General features: G+C 58.0%; 13 protein-coding genes. 12 read left to right on the top strand and 1 reads right to left on the bottom strand.

Annotated elements, in window-relative coordinates; genetic code table 11:
- The 9 genes from ACWXTG_RS09120 (at position 1) to ACWXTG_RS09080 (ending at position 7,641) form a co-directional block, all read left to right on the top strand.
- Entirely contained in the window at positions 1 to 408 is a 408-nt protein-coding gene (locus tag ACWXTG_RS09120; protein WP_287110113.1) for an ExbD/TolR family protein, read from the top strand.
- A gap of 3 nt (positions 409 to 411) precedes the next feature.
- Positions 412 to 816 (top strand): ExbD/TolR family protein, encoded by a 405-nt coding sequence (locus ACWXTG_RS09115; RefSeq protein WP_287110114.1) that lies wholly within the window; start codon positions 412 to 414, stop codon positions 814 to 816.
- Between the two features lie 15 nt (positions 817 to 831).
- Entirely contained in the window at positions 832 to 1,509 is a 678-nt protein-coding gene (locus ACWXTG_RS09110) for an energy transducer TonB (RefSeq protein ID WP_480219665.1), read from the top strand.
- Positions 1,510 to 1,623: 114 nt separating this feature from the next.
- The gene (locus tag ACWXTG_RS09105) at positions 1,624 to 3,273 is read left to right on the top strand and encodes a putative porin (RefSeq protein WP_480219664.1); all 1,650 of its coding nucleotides are present in this window, start codon (positions 1,624 to 1,626) and stop codon (positions 3,271 to 3,273) included.
- Entirely contained in the window at positions 3,273 to 3,938 is a 666-nt protein-coding gene (locus ACWXTG_RS09100; RefSeq protein WP_480219663.1) for a hypothetical protein, read from the top strand. The genes ACWXTG_RS09105 and ACWXTG_RS09100 overlap by 1 nt, the downstream gene beginning before the upstream one ends.
- A 189-nt stretch (positions 3,939 to 4,127) precedes the next feature.
- On the top strand, positions 4,128 to 5,612 hold the full coding sequence (locus ACWXTG_RS09095) for a choice-of-anchor I family protein (RefSeq protein WP_480219662.1): 1,485 nt from the start codon (positions 4,128 to 4,130) through the stop codon (positions 5,610 to 5,612).
- A gap of 145 nt (positions 5,613 to 5,757) precedes the next feature.
- Positions 5,758 to 6,255, top strand: coding sequence for an FxDxF family PEP-CTERM protein (locus ACWXTG_RS09090; RefSeq protein WP_480219661.1), 498 nt, complete (start codon positions 5,758 to 5,760; stop codon positions 6,253 to 6,255).
- 202 nt (positions 6,256 to 6,457) lie between these two features.
- On the top strand, positions 6,458 to 6,955 hold the full coding sequence (locus ACWXTG_RS09085; RefSeq protein ID WP_480219660.1) for an FxDxF family PEP-CTERM protein: 498 nt from the start codon (positions 6,458 to 6,460) through the stop codon (positions 6,953 to 6,955).
- Between the two features lie 185 nt (positions 6,956 to 7,140).
- On the top strand, positions 7,141 to 7,641 hold the full coding sequence (locus ACWXTG_RS09080; protein WP_309566065.1) for an FxDxF family PEP-CTERM protein: 501 nt from the start codon (positions 7,141 to 7,143) through the stop codon (positions 7,639 to 7,641).
- A gap of 68 nt (positions 7,642 to 7,709) precedes the next feature.
- Here the strand turns inward: ACWXTG_RS09080 and ACWXTG_RS09075 are convergent, their stop codons facing one another.
- Entirely contained in the window at positions 7,710 to 9,701 is a 1,992-nt protein-coding gene (locus tag ACWXTG_RS09075) for a 7TM-DISM domain-containing protein (RefSeq protein WP_480219659.1), read from the bottom strand.
- A 104-nt stretch (positions 9,702 to 9,805) separates the two neighbouring features.
- Between ACWXTG_RS09075 and ACWXTG_RS09070 the strand changes: the two genes are divergently transcribed.
- From ACWXTG_RS09070 to ACWXTG_RS09060, 3 genes are all read left to right on the top strand, one after another.
- On the top strand, positions 9,806 to 10,561 hold the full coding sequence (locus ACWXTG_RS09070; RefSeq protein WP_480219658.1) for a response regulator transcription factor: 756 nt from the start codon (positions 9,806 to 9,808) through the stop codon (positions 10,559 to 10,561).
- 468 nt (positions 10,562 to 11,029) lie between these two features.
- Entirely contained in the window at positions 11,030 to 16,378 is a 5,349-nt protein-coding gene (locus ACWXTG_RS09065; protein ID WP_480219657.1) for an SdrD B-like domain-containing protein, read from the top strand.
- Positions 16,375 to 20,583 (top strand): OmpA family protein, encoded by a 4,209-nt coding sequence (locus tag ACWXTG_RS09060; RefSeq protein ID WP_480219656.1) that lies wholly within the window; start codon positions 16,375 to 16,377, stop codon positions 20,581 to 20,583. The genes ACWXTG_RS09065 and ACWXTG_RS09060 overlap by 4 nt, the downstream gene beginning before the upstream one ends.
- The last annotated feature ends 11 nt before the right edge of the window (positions 20,584 to 20,594 follow it).

Raw genomic sequence — 20,594 nt, 5'->3', positions numbered from 1 at the left:
ATGGCGGACATCAAGGAAGACAACCAGCCGTATGACGAGATCAACATCACGCCGATGCTCGACCTCGCCTATGTGCTGCTGGTGATCTTCATCATCATGACCACGGCATCGGTACAGGGCGTCAAGGTGGACATCCCACTCACGAGCGAGACCGGCAACCTTGCCAAGCCGGATATCCGCGGTATCACCATTACCAGCGAGGGTGATGTTTACCTGGATGCTTATCCGGTCGATTTGGCATCGTTGGAGCAGCGACTCGGCGAATACAAGGCCAACAATCCCGACTTGCCCGTGGTGCTGAAGGGCGATGCCGCCGCGCACTATGAAAAAGTGTCTGCCGTGCTGGAAATATGCAAGAAGCTGGGCATTACCGAGGTGGGCCTGGTAACGAAGAAAGCAGGAGGATAAGCCATGCAAGTGCAAGACGACAGCAAGCCTTATGACTCCATCAATATTACGCCGATGCTTGATCTCGCCTATGTGCTGTTGGTGATTTTCATCCTCATGACCACAGCGTCGGTGCAGGGCCTCACCATGAATTTGCCCAAGCCTTCGAACAAACCGAGCACGGAGCAGCACGAGGTCAAGATCGTGCAGGTGCAAGAGGGCGGCGCCATGCTCATGAATGGCATGGGCATCAGTATTGCCGAGTTGGAAAGCCAGCTCAAAGCGGCCAAGGCGCGCGACCCGAAATTCTCCGTGATGATCAAGGGCGATGCGCGTGCGCCTTACGCCGGGATCATTGCCGTGGTGGACTTGGTGACGAGGCTGGAGATTGAAAACGTCGGCTTGGTGACTTCAAGGATAGGCACCTGAATGGCGGTAGAGCAAATGCAGCAAGAACAAACTGTTCCGGCGTGGAAACGGTTTGGTGGCGCCGGGTTGGTGATCATGCTGTTGGCAGTGCTTGGTTATGGCATCTACAGCCTGATCTCAAGCAAGCCCGGCCCGAAAAAGCCGCCGGTGACGACCATCAAGATCATGCCGGATACGCCACCGCCTCCGCCGCCACCTCCCAAGGAGCCACCGAAAGAGCAGCCCAAGGAAGAACCGAAGGAAATCAAGGTGGAGCAGCCCAAGCCGGTGGAAGCGCCGCCCGAGCCGCAGAACCTCAAGATGGAGGGCGATGCGGGAGATGCGCCCAGCGCGTTCGGCGCAGGCAAGGTCACCAACGAATATAGCGGCGGCGACGTGGGCGTGAAAATCGGTGGCAACAAGAGCCTGGCGGCCTATGCGTGGTACACCGGCAAGATCAAGGCCAGCATCGAGGCGGCGATCGCCGAGCAAAAGGAGTTGGCGAAGGAGCAGTACAAGATCGTGGTTGAGTTATGGCTGGCCAAGGATGGGCAGGTGGAAAGAATCGAGCTGGTGAACGGCAGCGGAGACCAGAAGAGGGACGAATTGCTACGGCAGGCGTTGCGCTCGGTAAAACGCATTCCCGAACCGCCGCCGGAAGATATGCCGCAGCCGGTGAAATTGCGGATCACCGCCAAGAGCATGGGCGGCTGAGCGTCCTGAATGCGGCGAAAGGTGTTGTTGGCGGCGATTGGCCGGTTTGGATATGCATGGGCCTGATAGACGGGCCGGATGAAGACTAGAGAACGGATGATGAATAAACCAGGAATGATGAAACCCGCGATACTGGCGCTGGCGATGGCAGGCGTGTTCGCATCGTCTGCCGGGGCGGGCGAGCGCGAGTCGCTGGAGCAGTTGCGCAGTACCACGGTCGGCTTGATCGAGGCGTTGGTGCAGGAAGGCATACTCTCCAAGGAAAAGGCGGATGCTTTGATCAGGAAGGCGGAAGAAGCCAGGCAGGCGCCCGTTTCGACTGCCGGAGCCGAGGAAACGCAGGCCGCCCCAGTCGCGGCGCAAGGCGGCAGCAATGTCGTCCGCGTCCAGTACGTGCCGGAATTCGTCAAGCAGCAATTGCGGGCCGACATCGAGAAAGATGTGATGGCCAAGCTCAACTACCATGTGGAAGAAGAACGGCTGAAATTGCCAGGCTGGTTGGACCGCCTATCGTTCGAAGGTGATGTGCGCCTGCGCTACGAGCCTGCCAGGTTCTCTGACGGCAATGCGCAGGAGTTCTGGTTTGCCGGCGATGTGTCCCGTCAGGCGCTGATACCCAATACTACTGAAGACCAGAACCGCTACCGGGTCAGGGCGCGGTTCGGCGTCAATGCCAGGATCAGCGATTCCATCACGGCAGGCATCCGCATGACGACTGGACATATGGATAATCCGCTTTCGCCGAATCAGTCCATAGAAATCAGGCAGGCCAAGCTGGATTGGGGGCTGGATCGGGTCTTCGTGACGGCAAAGCCTTACGAGTGGCTCACGGTAAGCGCAGGGCGTTTTGCCAACCCTTTCTTCTCCACGGATATGGTGTGGGATCGCTCGCTGGCGTTCGACGGCGTGGCGGCGACCTTCATGCCGAAGTTCGGGGATAGCGTGAGAGGCTTCGGCACCATAGGCGCCTTCCCGATCGACCAGGTGCAGAAAGGCGATGTCAACAAGGCCAAGGATAAATGGATCGCGGGCGCCCAGGCCGGTATCGAATGGATCAGCCCCAACAAGTCGTCTGCCAAGATCGGGCTGGCGTTTTATGATTTCAAGAATGTGCATGGCATCCCGAATAACCAGGACGGTTTTGACCGGCGTTATGACGGAACGGTGATGCCTTACAGGCAGAGGGGCAACAATACCTTTGAAATCTACAAGGGTGGCGCGGGGTCTTATGATGGCGCAGGTAATTTGACATTATTCAATACCTGCGGCGAAGTGTCGCCATCCACTGGTCTATATACCGACGCAGGTTGCGGCCTGGCCTCCAAGTTCCGTGTGGTCAACCTGACGGCCCAGCTCGATCTGGCAACCTTCGATCCCGTGCATGTCATCCTGCAGGGTGATTACGCCGTGAATATTGGTTTCGACCAGCGCGAAATCCTGCGTCGCACCCATGTGCTGTATGAAAAGGAAAACCAGGCTTACCAGCTCAAGCTGACCGTTGGCATGCCTGAAATGCAGAAACGCCACGATTGGCAGGTGTTCGGGGCCTACAAGAAGCTGGAGGCCGATTCCGTGATGGATGCCTTCACCGATTCCGACTTCCACCTCGGGGGAACCAATGCCAAGGGCTTCATTCTCGGCGGGCTGTACGGCCTGGACAAAAATACCTGGCTGACAGCGCGTTGGCTGAGCACGCAGGAAGTGAGCGGGGTATTGCCGTTGCGGATCGACCTGTTCCAGCTTGACCTCACTGCCAGGTTCTGATGATGAAGCCAGCGAGAATATTGGCAGTATGGCTGATAGCGGCAATCCTGGCGGCAGCCGCGCCGCTGGCATGGCCAGCGGCTGACAAGGACAAAGCCGCCAAGCAGCAAGAGCGCCGCATGCGCCAGATGATGCAACAGGTGCAGGCCGAAAAAGAGCAATTGCAGAGCCAGTTCAAGCAGGAAAAGGCCAAGCTCAAACAGGAGGCGGAGGCTGAACAGGCCAAGAGCAATGAGTTGAAGAGCAGCGTTGCCAGCGTCAGCCGCCGCAACGCCGTCTTGAATGCCGAGATCGAGGCGTTGCGCAAGGAAAAGGCGAATACCCAGGCGAGCAACCAGGCCTTGCAGGCCAAGCTTGAGGAAGTTCAGCAGCAGCTTGCCAATGCGCAGGATGCCATACGCAAGGGAGAGGCCGAGCGCGGCAATATGCAGGCTGTGATCGTGAAAAAGCAGCAGCAGTTGAATGCCAGCAGGGAGAAGAACGACAGGCTGTATGACTTCGGCCTGCAGTTGATCAAGATTTATGAAAAGCCCAGCCTGTACCAGAAAGTCATGCGCGACGAACCCTTTACCCAGCTAAAGCGCGTCGAGCTGGAGAATATCCTGCAGGACTACAAGGACAAGATAGACGAAGCCCGGCTGGGCGCAGGCGATATCGCCCCCTAGCTTTGCAATGTGATCGAGGTAAGCGCAAGCGTATTGTCCCGGCCTAAGGCCGGGATTTTTTTGTCATTCACCTTTTGTCTAATTGGACTATGGAGTCACATAGAACTGTCATATTGAGTTCCTAGAATAGTTGGCAATAGAAACTGCTTTAAGCAGCGTGTTATTCAAGCCAATGACAGGAAATCAAAAATGAAAAAAAGCATGATATCTGCCGCCATTGCGCTGGCATTGTTGCCAGCCGTCAGCAGTGCGGCCAGCCCGCTTAACGCGCTGGAAAAACTGTGGACCTACGACCATGCAAGCACCGGCGTCGCTGGTCAATCTTCCGAAATCGTTGCTTTCGACTCACTGACCAACTCGCTGTGGGTTGCTGGTGTCTCAGGCGTGGATGTGCTCGATGCGGGCAGCGGCAGCCTGATCCAGCACATCAACACCAGCATATACGGCAGTATCAATAGTGTGGCGATTCACAACGGCATTGCCGCTTTCGCCATTGAAAGCACGACTGACCGCACCCAGCCTGGCGTCGTCAAGCTGTTCGATACCGCGACGCGCGCATTGAGCGGCGGCGTGAACTCCATTGCAGTCGGCGCTTTGCCCGATATGCTGACATTCAGCCCGGACGGCAACCGGCTCCTGGTTGCCAACGAAGGTACTCCCACCGACTATGCAGGCTATGACCCCGTCGGCAGCGTCAGCATCATTGATATGGGGTCACGTACGGTCGCGGCAACCGTCAACTTCAACAATGCGCCGGTATCGGGCAGCGACTTGCGTCCCCAATCCATTGCCGGCATGGATTATGAGCCGGAGTATATTGCGGTGAGCCGCGATGGCACCAAGGCATATGTTTCCCTGCAGGAGGCCAATGGCTTGGGCGTGATCAACCTCAATACCAATCAGGCCGAGCAGGTCATTGGCCTGGGTGCCAAGGATTTCAGTGCGCCGGGCAACTATATCGATCCATCCGACCGTGATGGGCATATCGAGCTGCGTCTCGTCAATGCGCGTGGCCTGTATCAGCCTGACGGCATTGCAGCTTACGAAGCCAATGGGCAGACTTTCATCGTGCTGGCCAACGAGGGGGATACCCGTGAAGACGAGGCGGATAAACAGCGCCTGGGAGGAGATGGCGATGCCAACCGCCTGAATATTTCCGTTCCAGATACGACGTCGGATGATGTCGTTACATTCGGTGCGCGTTCCTTTTCCATTCGCGACCAGTACGGCAACCTGGTTTTCGATAGCGGCAACCAACTGGATGCCAAGGCAATCGAGCTGGGCATTTACGATGATGGCCGCAGCGATGACAAAGGTGTCGAGCCTGAAGGCGTCGAACTGCTTGAAATCAACGGCCGTACCATTGCGTTCATCGGGCTGGAGCGTACGCTCCAATCAGCCGTTGCGGTATATGACATCACCGACCCCCTCAACGTCAGCTATATCGACATGATCGTCACCGATGGCGATGTGGCGCCTGAAGGCATGAAGGGTTACTTCCACGATGGCCAATACTACCTTTCGATTGCAAATGAAGGGACCGCAACCACGTCGCTCTATCGCCTCGCGATTGCCGCCGTCCCGGAGCCGTCAACATATGCCATGTTGCTGGCCGGCTTCATATTGATGGGCTTTGTCAGCTACCGCCGCCGTCGTGAAAAATTCAAGCTGTAATGATAATCAGTATGGATTAGTCCTAACGGACTAATCCAAAAGCACTGAAACCCAGTGCTTGCCAGCATGGGCTCATTTATAATGAACCTAGTTCCAAAGTAATAAATAGCGGTTGTCTTTCATTTCCATTTTTAGGGGATTTTCCATGAAGTTCATCAAGACTTTCCTGGCTTCCGTAGCGCTCATAGCTATGGCTTCCAGTGCAAATGCAGCATCGTACGATTGGGGCGTGTTGAGCATAGACGACGCCGACGCTTATCAGGTGTATACCGTTGCCGCGGGCAATTTCACCGACACCATTACTTTCACAATCAGCGAAGATGTCGTGGCTGACTTCGGCGCTGGCGTATTGAACGTCGTCGTCGGCAAGAAGCAGTTCGAATTCATCGACAACTTGGCAGTCTCTCTTCTCGATATTGAAAATAATGTGATTGATTCCGGCCTCAACTTCACAGTTCCATCGCTTGCTGCAGGCACGTATGTATTGCAAATCACTGGCTTAGCATCCGGTATTAATGAAAATGCAGGCCGATATGGCGTAGGCGTTTCCATCGCTGCTGTGCCAGAGCCAAGCAGCGTCGCTATGTTGCTGGTCGGTTTTGCTGCTCTTGGCGCTGTAGCACGCCGTCGCAAGAGCCTGTAATTCATCATTCGATGAATGCTGAGAACGGCACCGTAAGGTGCCGTTTTTATTTTTTTATATCCTTTAATTTGTATAAGCTTATTCCAAGAAATTGCCAGGATTAGTCCATTCGGACTCAAGACAAAAAAAACTGGCTTGTTATACTTTGTCCACGTTGTAGAACAATTAAGTTTTCTCTCTTAACATTTATAGGGGATTTACCATGAACTTCATCAAGGCTTTTCTGGCTTCCGTAGCGCTCATAGTTTCGGCTTCCAGTGCAAATGCTGCTGTTACCAATATTGGTCCTGTCACAGCTCCTTATGCCAATATCGAAACCTTTGAGGCAAATACTTCGTTCGATGATGTGTATACATTCTCTCTGACAGGTCCAGCTGCTGATTTTTCTGTTAGTAAGATTGTTCTATCAGGTTTTTATGATTTCTCAAGTCTGACGTTCTCTGTATTTTCTGGTACTTATGGTGCTGCTGGTGCAGAGTTGCATTCAGTATTCGTTCCTACGGCAGAAGAGGTAGAATTTAGCTTGAGCTCTCTGACTGCTGGTGACTACTATGTTCAAATTGCTGGTACAACGAGTGGTATTGCAGGCGGTGCTTACTCTTTCTCCATCACTCCAGTACCAGAACCAAGCAGCGTTGCCATGTTGCTGATCGGTTTTGCTGCGCTGGGTGCTGTTGCTCGCCGTCGCAAGACTCTGTAATTTCTGTATCAGATTTTTTAATAAATCTGAAAAATAAAAACGGCGCCGATGGCGCCGTTTTTATTTTATAAATCAGCTATATCGCTTATATGGGAATAACTATAAATTCTTTGAAATTTGAGTTCTTGATGTATAATTCGCATTGGGGGGAATATCATCGACATTAATCAGAAAAAGGAGTTTGTATGAATATTCTCAAAAGCGTACTGGTTCCTGCAGCGTTCTTAGTTGCAGCCTCTAGTGCTTATGCTGATGTAGTAGATCTTGGCGAACTCAATGCGGGTATCAATACGTATACCGGTACTGTGGCTGCTGATACTACTTTCAGCACTAACTACACTTTCAGTCTTGCTGATGTTAGCAGCGGCATTTTCTCTTTGAGCCAATTGCCATTGTCTAACGGTGGCGTCAGTGTGCTGGATTTCAGCAACCTGACTTTCAACCTGTATAGTTCTACTGACGCTTGGTTGGCTGGTGCCGTTGCTGGTGGCGAGTTCACATTCAGCAGCCTGGCTGCTGGCGACTACTACATCACAGTTGCTGGTACTAGCAGCGGTGTATCTGGCGGCATCTACAGCGGTGCGATCAACATTGCAGCAGTGCCAGAACCAAGCAGCGTTGCCATGCTGATGATCGGTTTTGCTGCACTGGGCGCAGTGGCTCGTCGTCGCAATACCAAGCTGTAATTTGGTTTTATACTGAAGTACAACGGCGCTCGTTGAGCGCCGTTTTTTTATGTGCTCGAGGCAGCTTTTCACTCAGGATGGCGTGGCAAGGTAAGGCGGAAACAGGTGCCTTGGCCAAGTTCGCTACGCACAATTAATTGTCCGCCATGGTTTTCTGCAATCCTTCTTGCAACATGCAGGCCCAGGCCGGTGCCGTGTATGGTCATGTTGCCTTCGATTCTGACGTATTTTTCAAAAATACTTTCTTGCCGTTCTGGTGCGATGCCAGGTCCAAAATCCTGGATTTCGACATGACAAAAATGCTGTCCATGAAATACACGGGCGATGATGTCGGTGCCTGCCGGCGAGTATTTCAACGCATTATCAATGAGGTTTGAAATGACTAGGTTGATCAGGTACTGATCACCGGCTACATCGGCCGTTGTGGTGCTTGGCTCCACGATGATGTTGCGATCGCTGAAGTCCCGGTAATGCTCGACTGTTGTCTGTACCACTTGACATAAATCGAGTGGTTTTTGGCTGAAGCTTTGATTGACATGCACGCCTTCAAGCCTGTCCATGCTCAGGAAGTTGTCGATGATACGGCTCATGCGCTGTGTTGCACGCCGGATTTTACGTAATGCCGGAGTTAGCATGGTGCTGGTATCAAGATCGGGGTGGGATTGTAGTAACGACAGCCTTTGCGAGGTGGTATCAATGATGGCGAGCGGAGTGCGGAATTCGTGGGATGCCATCGCAAAGAACTCCCGCTGGGCTTGCATAAGTTCTTTTTGTTGTTCTAGGGAGTTTTCCAGCATCACTTGCAATGTCTGGCGCTCTTTAATTTCCTCGTTTAATTTTACGTTGGCGAGAGCAAGCTGCTCGGTTCTTTCCTGCACGCGTTGATCAAGTTTTCTCTGGCTTTCCTGCGAGAGTTCCAGCGCCAATTCTTTCGCCTGCAGTCTTTTCTCGGCTTCTCTTTTTGCTACATTGACAATGCCAAGCGTAATCAAGGTGAGCGATAACAGGGACCATATGATAGGCAAATCCATGACGGTGGTAGGCGGTCCTAGCTCAAGGCCCAGGTTCTGTAGTATGGTCAGGAGATACGGGCCCACCGCTATCCAGAAGGCCGAGATGTACAGTAAACGGTCAAAATGTCTGTGATATAACAGCCATAGGCTGCTGCAGGCCAGGATACCCATATTGATGACGGGCAGGACATTGGTCATGGGGCCGTTGAAAGGCAACAGGCGGGTGCTGACGCCGATAAAAAGCAACAGCTCCAGGATGATCATGCCTTGCGTCAAGCGGAATAGCGGGGGCAGGTGTTGCTTGATCTGGAACAGCGCGGCATAAAAAATCAATACGGTGGCCATGAACAGGAAGTTCATGGATTTCTGCAGCACGTCGGCAGTGAGGGGGTCGATCGGCAGCGCTATTTGCGCAGTGCCGGAAAGAAAAGCTTGCGAGGAACAGGTGACGCATTGGTAAAGCGAGTACAGGATGAAAATATTGTGCCGCAGCCATAGCCATAGAATGAAGGCGAAGAGCGCCAGGAACAAGCGCACGCCATAATATGCGCCAGTCAGGGTGTCGGGGCGGCTGTGTTCGCTGATGAATATATGCGGCTGCCACAAGGTCATATGGAAGTTCATGGCGCTGGTGGTCTTGAGCCGCACGTAATAGGTCTGAGCGGGGGCGCTGGCTTCAGGCAGCAGCGGGAAGATAAAGTTGCGGTGCAAGATGGGCCTTGCATTCACGGGATGATGGTCGCCCATTTGCATGTGGCTATAGCTCTGATCCGGTTGCGGAATGTATAGTGCAACATCGTCAAGCGTCGCAGGGGATATCTCCAGCCAATATGTATTATTGAGAATGTCTGGGAAGTCCAGCGTGAATTTCAGCCAGAAAGTGTCTGTGGTGTATCCTGCATTCCAGTCTGGAGGCAAAGGCCTGAAGGCGCCCGCCTTGTCTTGGGCGATGATGTCCTGCAGCGTCGCATTGCCGGATGCATCGCGCAGGTAGGAGACGGCGCCTATTTTGTCCAGCTCGATGCCTTTTTGCAGCGAATGCGGCACTTGCAGCGCATGCGCATGGAGCGGAAAAAGCAATAGGACGATGGCAAAAAAACGTAATAACCGATTGAGCAAAATAGTAAACTACCGCAGTTATGCAATAAATAATGAACGGATTCTATACGGAATTGAATAACTCTAGTCATTTGCGCGTGATTATCGTGGAGGATGATCAGGACCTCCGCGAAGAGACAGTGTTGGGCTTGCGCTCGCTCGGCATCGAGACGACAGGCGTGGTGGATGCCGCGGCGCTTTACCGCGAACTGATCACGAAGCCCTACGATATCGCGATCCTTGATATCGGCCTGCCGGGCGAGGATGGCTTGTCCGTTCTCAAGCACCTGCGCAGCTCGAACAAAATGGGGATTGTGATGTTGACAGCGCGGGGAGCCTTGGATGACCGCGTGCAGGGGTTGAATGACGGCGCTGATGCGTACATGGTCAAGCCTGTCGACTTGAAGGAGCTGGCTTCCGTGTTGTGCTCGCTGGCGCGGCGCCTGGAGTCGATGCGGGTCGAGCGCAGAAAGCAGCCACAGCCATTGCCTGCCGCGCAAACAGCGCCAAGCTGGAAGCTATGCAAAACCCACTGGACCCTGATCTCGCCTGAAGACATTTCCATTCCGTTGACTCCCAAGGAATATACGTTTTTAAGCCGCCTGGTGGAGAAGTGCGGCCAGCCGGTGCCAAGGGCGCACATCGTCCATGCCTTTGGCGGGACTGTCGACGATTTCGATTTTCACCGCGTCGAGGTCATGATTTCGCGCCTGCGCCGCAAGGGCAAGGCCATCACGGGCGAGCTGTTGCCGATCAAGGCCCTGCCTGGGTTCGGTTTTTCCTTTACTGCGGACTGCATCCTGACTTAGCGCGACTCACAAAACCCTCATTGCGTCGTTGCCCTGCCTTGCCGTACTGCTTGTACGTCTGCGGCAGCGCCTAGCCAGGATCGCTGCGCTGAGTTTTGTTGGCCGCTCTTAAACACTTCCTTCGTCCTGCTTCCGGCCTTGCCGGAATAGTCCATCCTGGCTAATTGTCTATTGTTGACAATTTACCCTCACATCCCGCCAGTCTTTTCTTGATCTTTTAAATGCCGCATCAGGCATGGATTCCTGCCATTACCAGCTGATTTATTTACTGAAACAGCTCATGAGATTTTGTGAGTTGTTGTGAGTAAATGTCAATGATCCTTGATTTAAATAAAGATAAATTCTCCCAGCCTTAAAGGGGTCGTGAATCGACAAGGCAAAGCAACAGAAATGACAAGTTGTTGGGAGAGCGTTGTGCAAATCAAGAATTCAATATGCCGCAGGATAAATGGCGGAGTCTGGCATGGAGTGCTGCAAAAGTTCGCAAAAGCGGCGCCGAAAAAATGGCAAGTTCCATTGCAGGCATTGGTGTTTTCCGTGGTGGCGTTGGGAGCCGTGCCTGCCTTTGCCGCCAATGTGCTGGTCAGCGGCATCACCGATACGCCAGATCCCGTGTTCCGCGGCGGCGACGTCGTTTATACCATTCCCTTGAACAACAACGACAGCGCCGATCCAGCCAACGACGTCACCCTGACAATACCGCTGCCGCTTACAACGCTCTACCAGGGCGCGACCATGACCGGTGGCACTTGCCCGGCAGCGGGAAGCGTCACCGCGCCCGATCCTGTGGTGTGTACCCTGAACGCTCCCATGCCGCCCAACGGTTCTTCCACCGTGGTGCTCACGCTGAGAACCACCGTGGCAACGAATACCTTTGGTATCACGGCCACCGTGGCGACCTCCAGTACCGATACCAACCTCGGTGACAACGCCGGTACCCAGAACACTACCGTCCAGAACGGCGCGGACATGCAGATCACCAGCGTTTCCGGCGCGCCGGATCCGGTGGCGGCCGGCGGCAACGTCACATGGAGCGTGAACGGGCAGAATGCGGGCCCGAACGATGCCCCCAACTCCACCATCACCATGACCCTGCCAGGCACCTTGACCTTTGTTCCCGCCGGCAGCGGCGGCGACGGATTTAGCTGTACGGCTTCGGGGCAGGTCGTGACATGCACCAGGAGCACGCCGCTTGCCGGCGGCGCAACATTTGCAGGACTCAACATCGTCACTGCGGTGAATGGGGTGGGTACCGGCAATGTCTCGGTCACGCCGACGATCAGCGCCCCGGTCGGTGATCCGTTCCCGGACAACAACACGCCGCCTGCCGCCAGCGTACTGGTGAATGCGGGTGCCGATCTGTCGATTCCGCAAATCGCCCCCAATCCGGTTTCCGCGACTTCGGGCGGAAATGTGACCTTTACCATGCAGCCCACCAACAGCGGGCCCAGCGACGCAAGCGGCGGCGTGACGGCTAGCTACACCCTGCCGGCGGGATTCACTTACGTGTCGTCAAACGCGCCCGCTGGCTGGTCATGCGCGCCGCCCGCCGGGCAGGTCGTCACTTGTGAGCATTCGGGCAACTACCCCAACGGTACCGTGAACGACATTACCATTGTCGCCACCGCCCCCGTAGTCGCCGGACTGCAAAATTATTCCGGGACGGCAACCATTGCCCACCTGCCTGGCGGCCCGGCCGATCCCAACCCTGGCAACGACAGCTCGACAGAACCGTTCAACGTGAAGCCGGAAGGCCCGGGCCCCACGGTCAGCAAGGAGCGTTCTCCCGGGCCGGTGGCGGCAGGTCAGAACATGACCAGCACCATCCGCGTGGGTAACGCCGGCAACGGGCCGGCGCCTGCCAATACCATCATCGTGACCGACACGATCAATACCGCCAACGAGACGTTTGTCAGTTACAGCGGTAACGGCTGGTCTTGCTCGCCGGCTGGGTCTGGGGGAGGGAATACCCTGGATCCCGCAGCCAGTACGGTGACATGCCGGTATGGGCCTGAGCTGGCGGCAGGGGAGAATGCGCCTGCGCTGCAGGTCGTCACCAAGGCGGGCGACGTCGATATCGTAGCGACAAATACAGCCGCGCTGAGTTGCGAGGCTGTGGTGCCGGCATGCTGGTATCCCGGCCCGACAACGGTCAATGCCAACGTCACGATCTCCAGCGAGAACAACTCGGTGGACCTCGGCATTGCCAAGAGTGTCACCACGCCTAATGGCGACCATATCCTGGATGCCAATGAAAGCGCCATGACCTATACCCTGGTCGTGACCAACCACAGCGCTAGCGTGGGCGCCCAGAATATCGTGGTGAGCGACCCTATCCCGGGATATTGCGCCGCGACCGGCTGCAATACGCCGAACGTAGCTGCTAACGTTACTATTAACCCGTCAGACCCTTCCGTTGCCTTCAACTGCGTCATGGACAACGGCACGCTGCGCTGCACGCAGAGTGCGGGCACATTGCCGCCCAATGGCACCGTAGCCTTCACCGTGCCGGTCTCGCGCGATCTGCAGGCTTTCGACGGCAGCAATACCGCTGCGGTGAGATCCACGACGCAGGGCGATACCAACGGGGCGAACAACACTGGTTCGACGCCTGTACGGATCATGCCGCTCGCCGACGTGGAGATGGTCTCCAAGGTGGTGACGCCCGCGCAAGGCGAGGCTGGCACCAATGTCAGCTATACGCTCTCGTTCAGGAACAACGGTACGGATGCGGCACAGAATGTCACCGTCACGGATGAGTTCGTCGTTGCGCCGGGCGACCCCGGCTTCACGGTGGTGTCGGTCACCCCCAGCACCGGCGTGTCGGGTTGCAGCGGCCTGACCGTGGGGCAGAGTTACGGGGCAGGCACCCATACCCTTGCCTGCCAGGTCGGTTCCCTGGGCAGGGCGGTGGCCCGCACGGTAAACATCGTCGTGCGCCCCAACTGGAAGAGCGGGCAGGTCAGCGGCCAGACGTGGAACATCGACAATACCGCGCGCATCAGCACCGATACGCCTGAAAGGGTCGATGGCACGGACGGCGGCAACAACAGCCAGACCGCCCAATTCATCGTGCAGGCTGCGTCGGTGGACCTGCTGGTCAACAATATCGACAATGTCGATCCGCTCGGCTACGACCCCAGCAACGGCGGCGACAACCCGCAGAATGACGTGATCTACACTATCAACATGGTGAACAGCGGCCCTTCGCTTGCCACCGGGCTCAAGTTCACCTACAGCATCACGCCTCCCGCGGGCAAGACCGCGCGCTTCCTCGGCGACAGCGCCGCCATGGGGCCGCCTGCGGGCAGCATCTGCAACAACATCGGCAGCGAAGTCACCGGCCCCAATACGCTCACCGTCACTTGCACCTACACAGGTGAAGCCGCCAGCCTTGCCAATGGCGAGGCGCGCAACCGCTACCTCAGCGTGCGCATGCTGAGCGTCCCTGCGGCCAGCGGCGACGTATACAACAGCGTGGCCGGGGTGTCCGCCAACGAAACCGACTCCAACCAGGCCAACAATACCGAGGCCGAAGCCACCAGCGTGCGCGACGATATCCCGTCCAACAACCTGAGCCTGGGAGGACGGGTCTATATCGACATCAATGACGACGGCGCCTGGAACGGGGCGGGGGAAACCGGCATCGGCGGCGTTACCGTCACGCTCACCGGTACGGCGTCGGACGGCACGCCGGTAAGCCGCACCGTGCAGACCAATGCGGACGGCACCTATGTCTTCACCGGTTTGCCGCCTTCGAATGGCGCTGGCTACACGGTAGTGCAGGCCCAGCCGGCCGGTTATACCGATGGCAAGGACAGGGTCGGCAGCGCTGGCTCGTCGCAAGGGGCGTCCGGCACGGTGCTGAATGCCGGCACGGATACCTTCACTGGGATTGTGTTGACGCAATCTGCCACGGGTTACGACTTCGGCGAAACATCGGCGCCTGGCGCCTTGGCAAGCCTCAGCGGCCACGTATGGCTGGACGGCAACCATGACAGGGAGTTCAACAGCACCAGCCCGGATGCGGCTGACGTGCCGCAGCCCGGATGGACGGTCGAGCTGCTGCGCAATGGTACGCAGGTTGCCAGCACCGTGACTGACGCCAATGGCTTCTACAATTTCACCAACCTTCCGCCTGGCTCCGGCTATCAGGTGCGTTTCCGCCATCCGGTGACCGGCCTTGTCTATGGCTTTGCCCGCCCGAACGAGCGTGGCCTGCCGTTTGATCCCGGAGTGACTAGCCCGGCCAACCCTGGTGGGGCCAGCAATGTCGATGGCACCCTCAGCGGTATCACGCTTTCCGCTGGCGACAACCTGGTGGAGCAGAGCTTGCCGCTTGACCCTGCGGGCAGAGTGTATGACGCCGTGACCCGCCAGCCGGTGGCCGGCGCCACGGTCACCATCAGCGGTCCGCCCGGGTTCACCCCGGCCGCGCACCTCGTGAACGGCAATGCCACGCAGACTACCGGGACCGATGGTACCTACCAGTTCCTGCTCAACCAGAACGCGCCTGCGGGACTGTACACCCTGGAAGTGACCCAGTATCCGTCGGGTTATATCCCGCAGCCGTCCAGCATGATCCCGGTCTGTAACGCGACCCTGCAGGTGGGTGCGACCCCTGATCCGGCGCTGGTACAGCAAAACGGCGTTCCGCCCGCAGAGGGGATAGGCCCGCATGACCCGGCTACCTGCTCCCCAACCACCGGCGACGGTTCGTTCGCCCTGGGCGGCGCGGGCGGCGGCACACGCTACTACTTCAATCTCCTGATCGACCCTGCGACATCGGCCGAACTGCTCAACAACCATATTCCCCTGGACCCGGTGCTGGGCGGCATTATCCGCATCACGAAGACCACGCCCCTGGTGAACGTGGTGCGTGGGGACCTCGTGCCCTACACCGTGACGGCGACCAGCTCGGTGGCAATCAACAACATCACCATTACCGACCGGCTGCCGCCCGGCTTCAAGTACCGTACCGGCTCTGCATCGGTGAACGGTGTACGCATCGAGCCAGAGGTGAACGGCCGCGACCTGGCTTGGGCGAATCAAACATTCAGTGCCGGCGAAACCAAGACATTCAAGTTGATCCTGGTGGTGGGTACCGGTGTGGGAGAGGGGGAATACACCAACCAGGCCTGGGCGAAGAACGCCTTGGTCAGCACCCTGGTTTCCAATATCGGTTCCGCCACGGTCAAGGTCACGCCAGACCCGACCTTCGATTGTTCCGACATCATCGGCAAAGTCTTCGACGACAAGAACGCCAACGGCTACCAGGACCAGGGCGAGTCGGGCATTCCCAATGTCCGCGTGGTCACTGCGCGCGGCCTGCTGGTCACTACCGATGCCGAGGGCCGCTTCCACGTCACCTGCGCGGACATTCCCAATATGGATCGCGGGGCCAACTTCGTCATGAAGCTGGACGAGCGCACCCTGCCTTCCGGCTACCGCGTGACGACCGAGAACCCGCGCGATGTGCGCGTGACGCGAGGCAAGATGGTCAAGCTGAACTTCGGCGCGACCGTGCACCGCGTGGTCCGCCTGGACCTGAATGACGAGGCCTTCGCGCCCGGCGGCACTGACCTGCAACCGCAATGGCAGCAGGCATTCGCCGACATGGTCAAGCAACTGGACGGCCGTCCCTCGGTATTGAGGGTGGCCTACGATTCGGGCGGTGGAGGGGAGAAGCTCGCCAAGAAACGCCTGGATGGCGTTGCCAAGGCTGCGCGCAAGCTCTGGAAAGAGACGCATAAAAACAATAAGGATGAGGCAGCCTTCCCGCTGATCATCGAGACGGCAGTGGAGGACAAGCCATGATGAAGAAGCGAGCGATTGCTATCGCCATCAGCGTGATGGTGAGCGGGGCCAATGCGGAATCATTGCTGATCAGCGACCGGGGTTATGCGGCAGCTATGTTGCCGACGCGCGATATGCCTGTTCCCGATTTCGAGCAGGAAACCGGCAAGCGCATCGACCATGGTCGCGTGGATTTCCATGGCATGCCGTCGCCCGCTGAAAGGCAGGGCCCAACCAGCTATCCGTTGCCTTCCGGCATCACCAGCAGCGCATTGGAGCGTATGCGGGCCGCCGCGGCCAATGTGCCGCAGGCAGAACCCCAGGTGTTCACCCGGCTGGTGGAAAACAACGGCGCCGCCCAATTCGAGTCCGGCAAGGCGGACCTGACCCGCAATTCGATCGCCGAACTGGAGGCACTGGCCGCGCAATTGCAAGGCAAGCAAGGCGTGCGCATCGATATTGCTGGGCATACGGACAGCCAACGCTTGTCGCCGAATGCAAAGAAGATTTTCCGCGACAACCAGGGCTTGTCCGAGGCAAGGTCGCTTTCCGTGGCGGCTTTCCTCAAACAGAAGCTGGGACTGGACGATAGCCAGTTCAGCATCAGCGGCCATGGCGAAAGCCAGCCGGTTGCCGGCAACGATACGCCTGAAGGCATGGCGCAGAACCGCCGCGTGATCATCCGCGTCTGGTTCGACGAGCAGGAGATTGTGCCGGCGGAACCGGTGGCCGTTGTGCCGCCTGTACGCAGCGCTTGCGAAGCCACGTCCGTGGCGAGGGCGGGAGCGCCTTTCCGCATCAGCATCGACGGCGAGCCGGTCAACCTGGATGACGGCCCGCTGGAAGCGGATAGGCAGCGCTGCACAGACGTGGCGCTGGAAAAGGCCGATATCCAGGTGCGCTACGATAATCTTTCCACCCTGCCGCAGATGAACGTCTGGCAGACGACCAATGGCGTGGTGCGCGGCGAAGAGGCCGAGTTCCGCGCCTGGGCCAACTACCTGCCGTGGATCAAGAAGGCGGAGATCCGCCTGTTCAAGCCCGGCCAGCAACCGCAAGAGAACCCATTAGCCGTGCTGCCGGTGGATTGGAACGGCGTGACCAAATGGCAGGCCAAGGTCGATGACGCCGACCAGGTGATGTTCCTGCTGCGCGTGTACGACGAACAAGGGCGCTTCGATGAAACCGTGATGAAGCCGCTGGAGATACTCTCGCATGCCACGCCACGTCTAGGGAACGACCTGCAGCCGGGCAAGGAGGAATTGATCGGCTACGGCGAGAACAGCCTGAGCCTGCGCAATATCCCGGTCAAGGGCGGCACAGTGACCGTCAATGGCCGTTATATCCAGCCGGGCCAGCGTATCGAGACCCTGGGGCTCAACGTGCCCGTGGATGCCAATGGCCGCTTTGCCATCAAGCAGATCATGCCGCCCGGGCCGAACAGCGTGGAGGTCAAGCTGGTGGAGCCGGATGGCGAGTTCACCAGCTTCCGCCGCAACCTCAATATTGCCGACGACGACTGGTTCTATATCGCGATCGGCGACATCACCGCGGGCAAGAACAATGTCCGCGGCCCGGCGCAATTGGTGACCGGCGATAACCAGCATTACGACGGTTCCAGCCATATCGACGGTCGCGGCGCCTTCTACGTCAAGGGCAAGGTGAAGGGTGAGTATTTGCTGACTGCCTCCGCGGATACGCGCGAACAGCCGTTGGAGCACCTGTTCTCCAATTTTTCTTCCAAGGACCCGCGCTACCTGCTGCGCAACATCAACCCCGACCTGTATTACCCGGTCTATGGCGACGACAGCACGACGGTGGACGATGCGCCTACCCAGGGCAAGTTCTACGTCAAGCTGGCGCGCGGCGACTCCCATGTGATGTGGGGCAACTTCAAGACCAGCTGGAGCGGCACCGAGTTGCTGCAATACTCGCGCGGCCTGTATGGAGCGAACGCCAAGTACCGTTCCGACAGCACCACCAAGTACGGCGAGAAGGCGACGACGGTAGACGCGTTTGCCGCCGACCCGGGCACCCTGGGCGCGCGCGACGAGTTCCGCGGCACCGGCGGGTCGCTGTACTACCTGCGGCACCAGGCCCTCACCATGGGTTCCGAGCGCATCTGGGTGGAAGTGCGCGACCGCGACTCCGGCCTGGTGATCGAACGCAAGCTGCTGGCGCCTGCGCAGGATTATGAGATCAACTACCTGCAAGGGCGGGTGGTGCTGCGCGAGGCGCTGACCTCGACCGGCGCGGCTTCGACGCTCATCAGCACCGCCTCGATCAACGGCAACGAAATCTACCTGGTGGCGAATTACGAGTATGTGCCGGGCCTGACCAGGGTGGATAATTTCTCCACCGGCGGGCGCGTCTCGCATTGGGTGAACGACTACCTGCAGATCGGCATCACCGGCTTCAAGCAAGGCCAGGGAATGCTGGAGCAGAAGCTCAACGGCCTGGACGCCACCGTCCGCTATACGCCTGGCACCTTCATCAAGCTGGAGGCGGCGCATTCCGAAGGCGCGGGCGACGGCGCGCAGACTTCCCTGGACGGCGGTTTCGCATTCAACAGCCTCACGACCAACGGCGAGCCGGCCAAGGCCTATCGCATCGAAGGCTCGGTCGACCTGGCGGACGTGACCGACAAAGCCAGGGGTAAAGTAACCGCTTACGTACAGAACCGCGAGCGCGGCTTCTCGGGCCCGGGCCAGATCACCACCACCGGCGAGGCGGTCGACCAACATGGCTTCAAGGCCAATGTGCAGGTGACCGACAACACCTTCATCGATGCCAAGGGCGATGTCCGGCGCGCGGACACCATAGACACCCAGGCGGTGGAAGTCGGCGTGCGGCAGAAGCTCAACTCCGAATGGCAGGCGGGCGTCGCCGTGCGGCAGGACGACAGGAACGTGCATGTCACCAATGCCAGCAGCCTGCTGTCGCGCAACGGCAACCGTACCGACGTGCAAGTGCGCATGGACTACACGCCCGACGACCATGAAGCCGAGGTGCAGGAAGGCGAACCCTTGCCCAAGAAGGACTGGAGCGCTTACGGCTACCTGCAGGGCACGGTGGCGCGCGACGGCGAGCGCGAGGACAACAACCGCGCCGGCATGGGGATGAGCTGGCGCGTGAACGACCGCCTCAAGCTCATCGCGGAAGGCTCGCAAGGCAACCTGGGCCCTGGCGTGAAGATAGGCGCGGATTACCGCCTGTCTGACCGCAGCAACGCCTATACCAACTACCTGGTCGAGAACGAGCGCCCGGACAATGCCTGGCGCGGCCGCCAGGGCAGCTGGGTCACGGGGACTTCCTACCGCGTCACCGACGAGATGCGCGTGTTTGGCGAAACGCGCACCGTGGACGGTTCCGGGGTGCAAAGCCTGGTCAACGCCTTCGGCCTGGATTATGCCGCCAACGATTTCTGGAACTATGGCGTCAAGGGCGAAGTGGGCAAGGTATCGCATCCGTTGTCCGGCGACCTCAAGCGCAAGGCGGTGAGCTTCTCCATCGCCTACAAGCGCGACAACACCAAGTACAGCGGCAATATCGAATACCGCGACGAGAGCAGCAACACCACGGGCGACCGCGACACCTGGCTGATCCGCAATACCTTCGGCCACCAGGCCACGCCGGAGTGGCGCCTGCTCGGCAAGCTCAACTGGTCGGTCTCCAACAACAGCCAGGGCGCATTCTACGATGGCGACTACCATGAGATCGTGACGGGGGCTGCTTACAGGCCGATCGACAACGACCGCTGGAACACCTTGTTCAAGTACACCAACTTCTACAACCTGCCGTCGCCCGGCCAGTTGTCGCCTTCCGGCTTCACTGCGGATTACGCGCAGCGCAGCCAGGTGCTGTCCATCGACACCATCTACGACGTCAAGCCGTGGCTGTCGCTGGGCGCCAAGTACGCTTTCCGCATCGGCGAGCTGAAGGACAGCAAGGTGGACGGCCAATGGTTCTCCAGCCGGGCCGACCTGATGATCGTGCGCGCCGACTGGCACTTCGTGAAGGAATGGGATGCGGTGCTCGAGCTGCGCAACCTGCGTGCAACCGAGGCCAAGGACTCGCGCGCCGGCGCATTGGTCGCGATCTACCGGCATATGGCGGAAGGCGTCAAGGCAGGCGTGGGCTACAACTTCACCAACTACTCGGACGACCTGACCAACCTCTCGTACCGCAGCCGTGGCTTCTTCATCAACGTCATCGGCACGATGTAAGGCAGGCCAGG

It is taken from the genome of Methylobacillus sp. DLP286, assembly GCF_056636515.1.
The sequence above is the reverse complement of the archived record's forward strand: the minus strand, read 5'-3'. Positions and strand labels throughout refer to the sequence as shown.

Bases quoted from the DNA above. Each gene is read 5' to 3' on its own strand.
- ACWXTG_RS09120 (WP_287110113.1), top strand. From the start codon at position 1: ATGGCGGACATCAAGGAAGACAACCAGCCGTATGACGAGATCAACATC.
- ACWXTG_RS09115 (WP_287110114.1), top strand. From the start codon at position 412: ATGCAAGTGCAAGACGACAGCAAGCCTTATGACTCCATCAATATTACG.
- ACWXTG_RS09110 (WP_480219665.1), top strand. From the start codon at position 832: ATGCAGCAAGAACAAACTGTTCCGGCGTGGAAACGGTTTGGTGGCGCC.
- ACWXTG_RS09105 (WP_480219664.1), top strand. From the start codon at position 1,624: ATGATGAAACCCGCGATACTGGCGCTGGCGATGGCAGGCGTGTTCGCA.
- ACWXTG_RS09100 (WP_480219663.1), top strand. From the start codon at position 3,273: ATGATGAAGCCAGCGAGAATATTGGCAGTATGGCTGATAGCGGCAATC.
- ACWXTG_RS09095 (WP_480219662.1), top strand. From the start codon at position 4,128: ATGAAAAAAAGCATGATATCTGCCGCCATTGCGCTGGCATTGTTGCCA.
- ACWXTG_RS09090 (WP_480219661.1), top strand. From the start codon at position 5,758: ATGAAGTTCATCAAGACTTTCCTGGCTTCCGTAGCGCTCATAGCTATG.
- ACWXTG_RS09085 (WP_480219660.1), top strand. From the start codon at position 6,458: ATGAACTTCATCAAGGCTTTTCTGGCTTCCGTAGCGCTCATAGTTTCG.
- ACWXTG_RS09080 (WP_309566065.1), top strand. From the start codon at position 7,141: ATGAATATTCTCAAAAGCGTACTGGTTCCTGCAGCGTTCTTAGTTGCA.
- ACWXTG_RS09070 (WP_480219658.1), top strand. From the start codon at position 9,806: ATGAACGGATTCTATACGGAATTGAATAACTCTAGTCATTTGCGCGTG.
- ACWXTG_RS09060 (WP_480219656.1), top strand. From the start codon at position 16,375: ATGATGAAGAAGCGAGCGATTGCTATCGCCATCAGCGTGATGGTGAGC.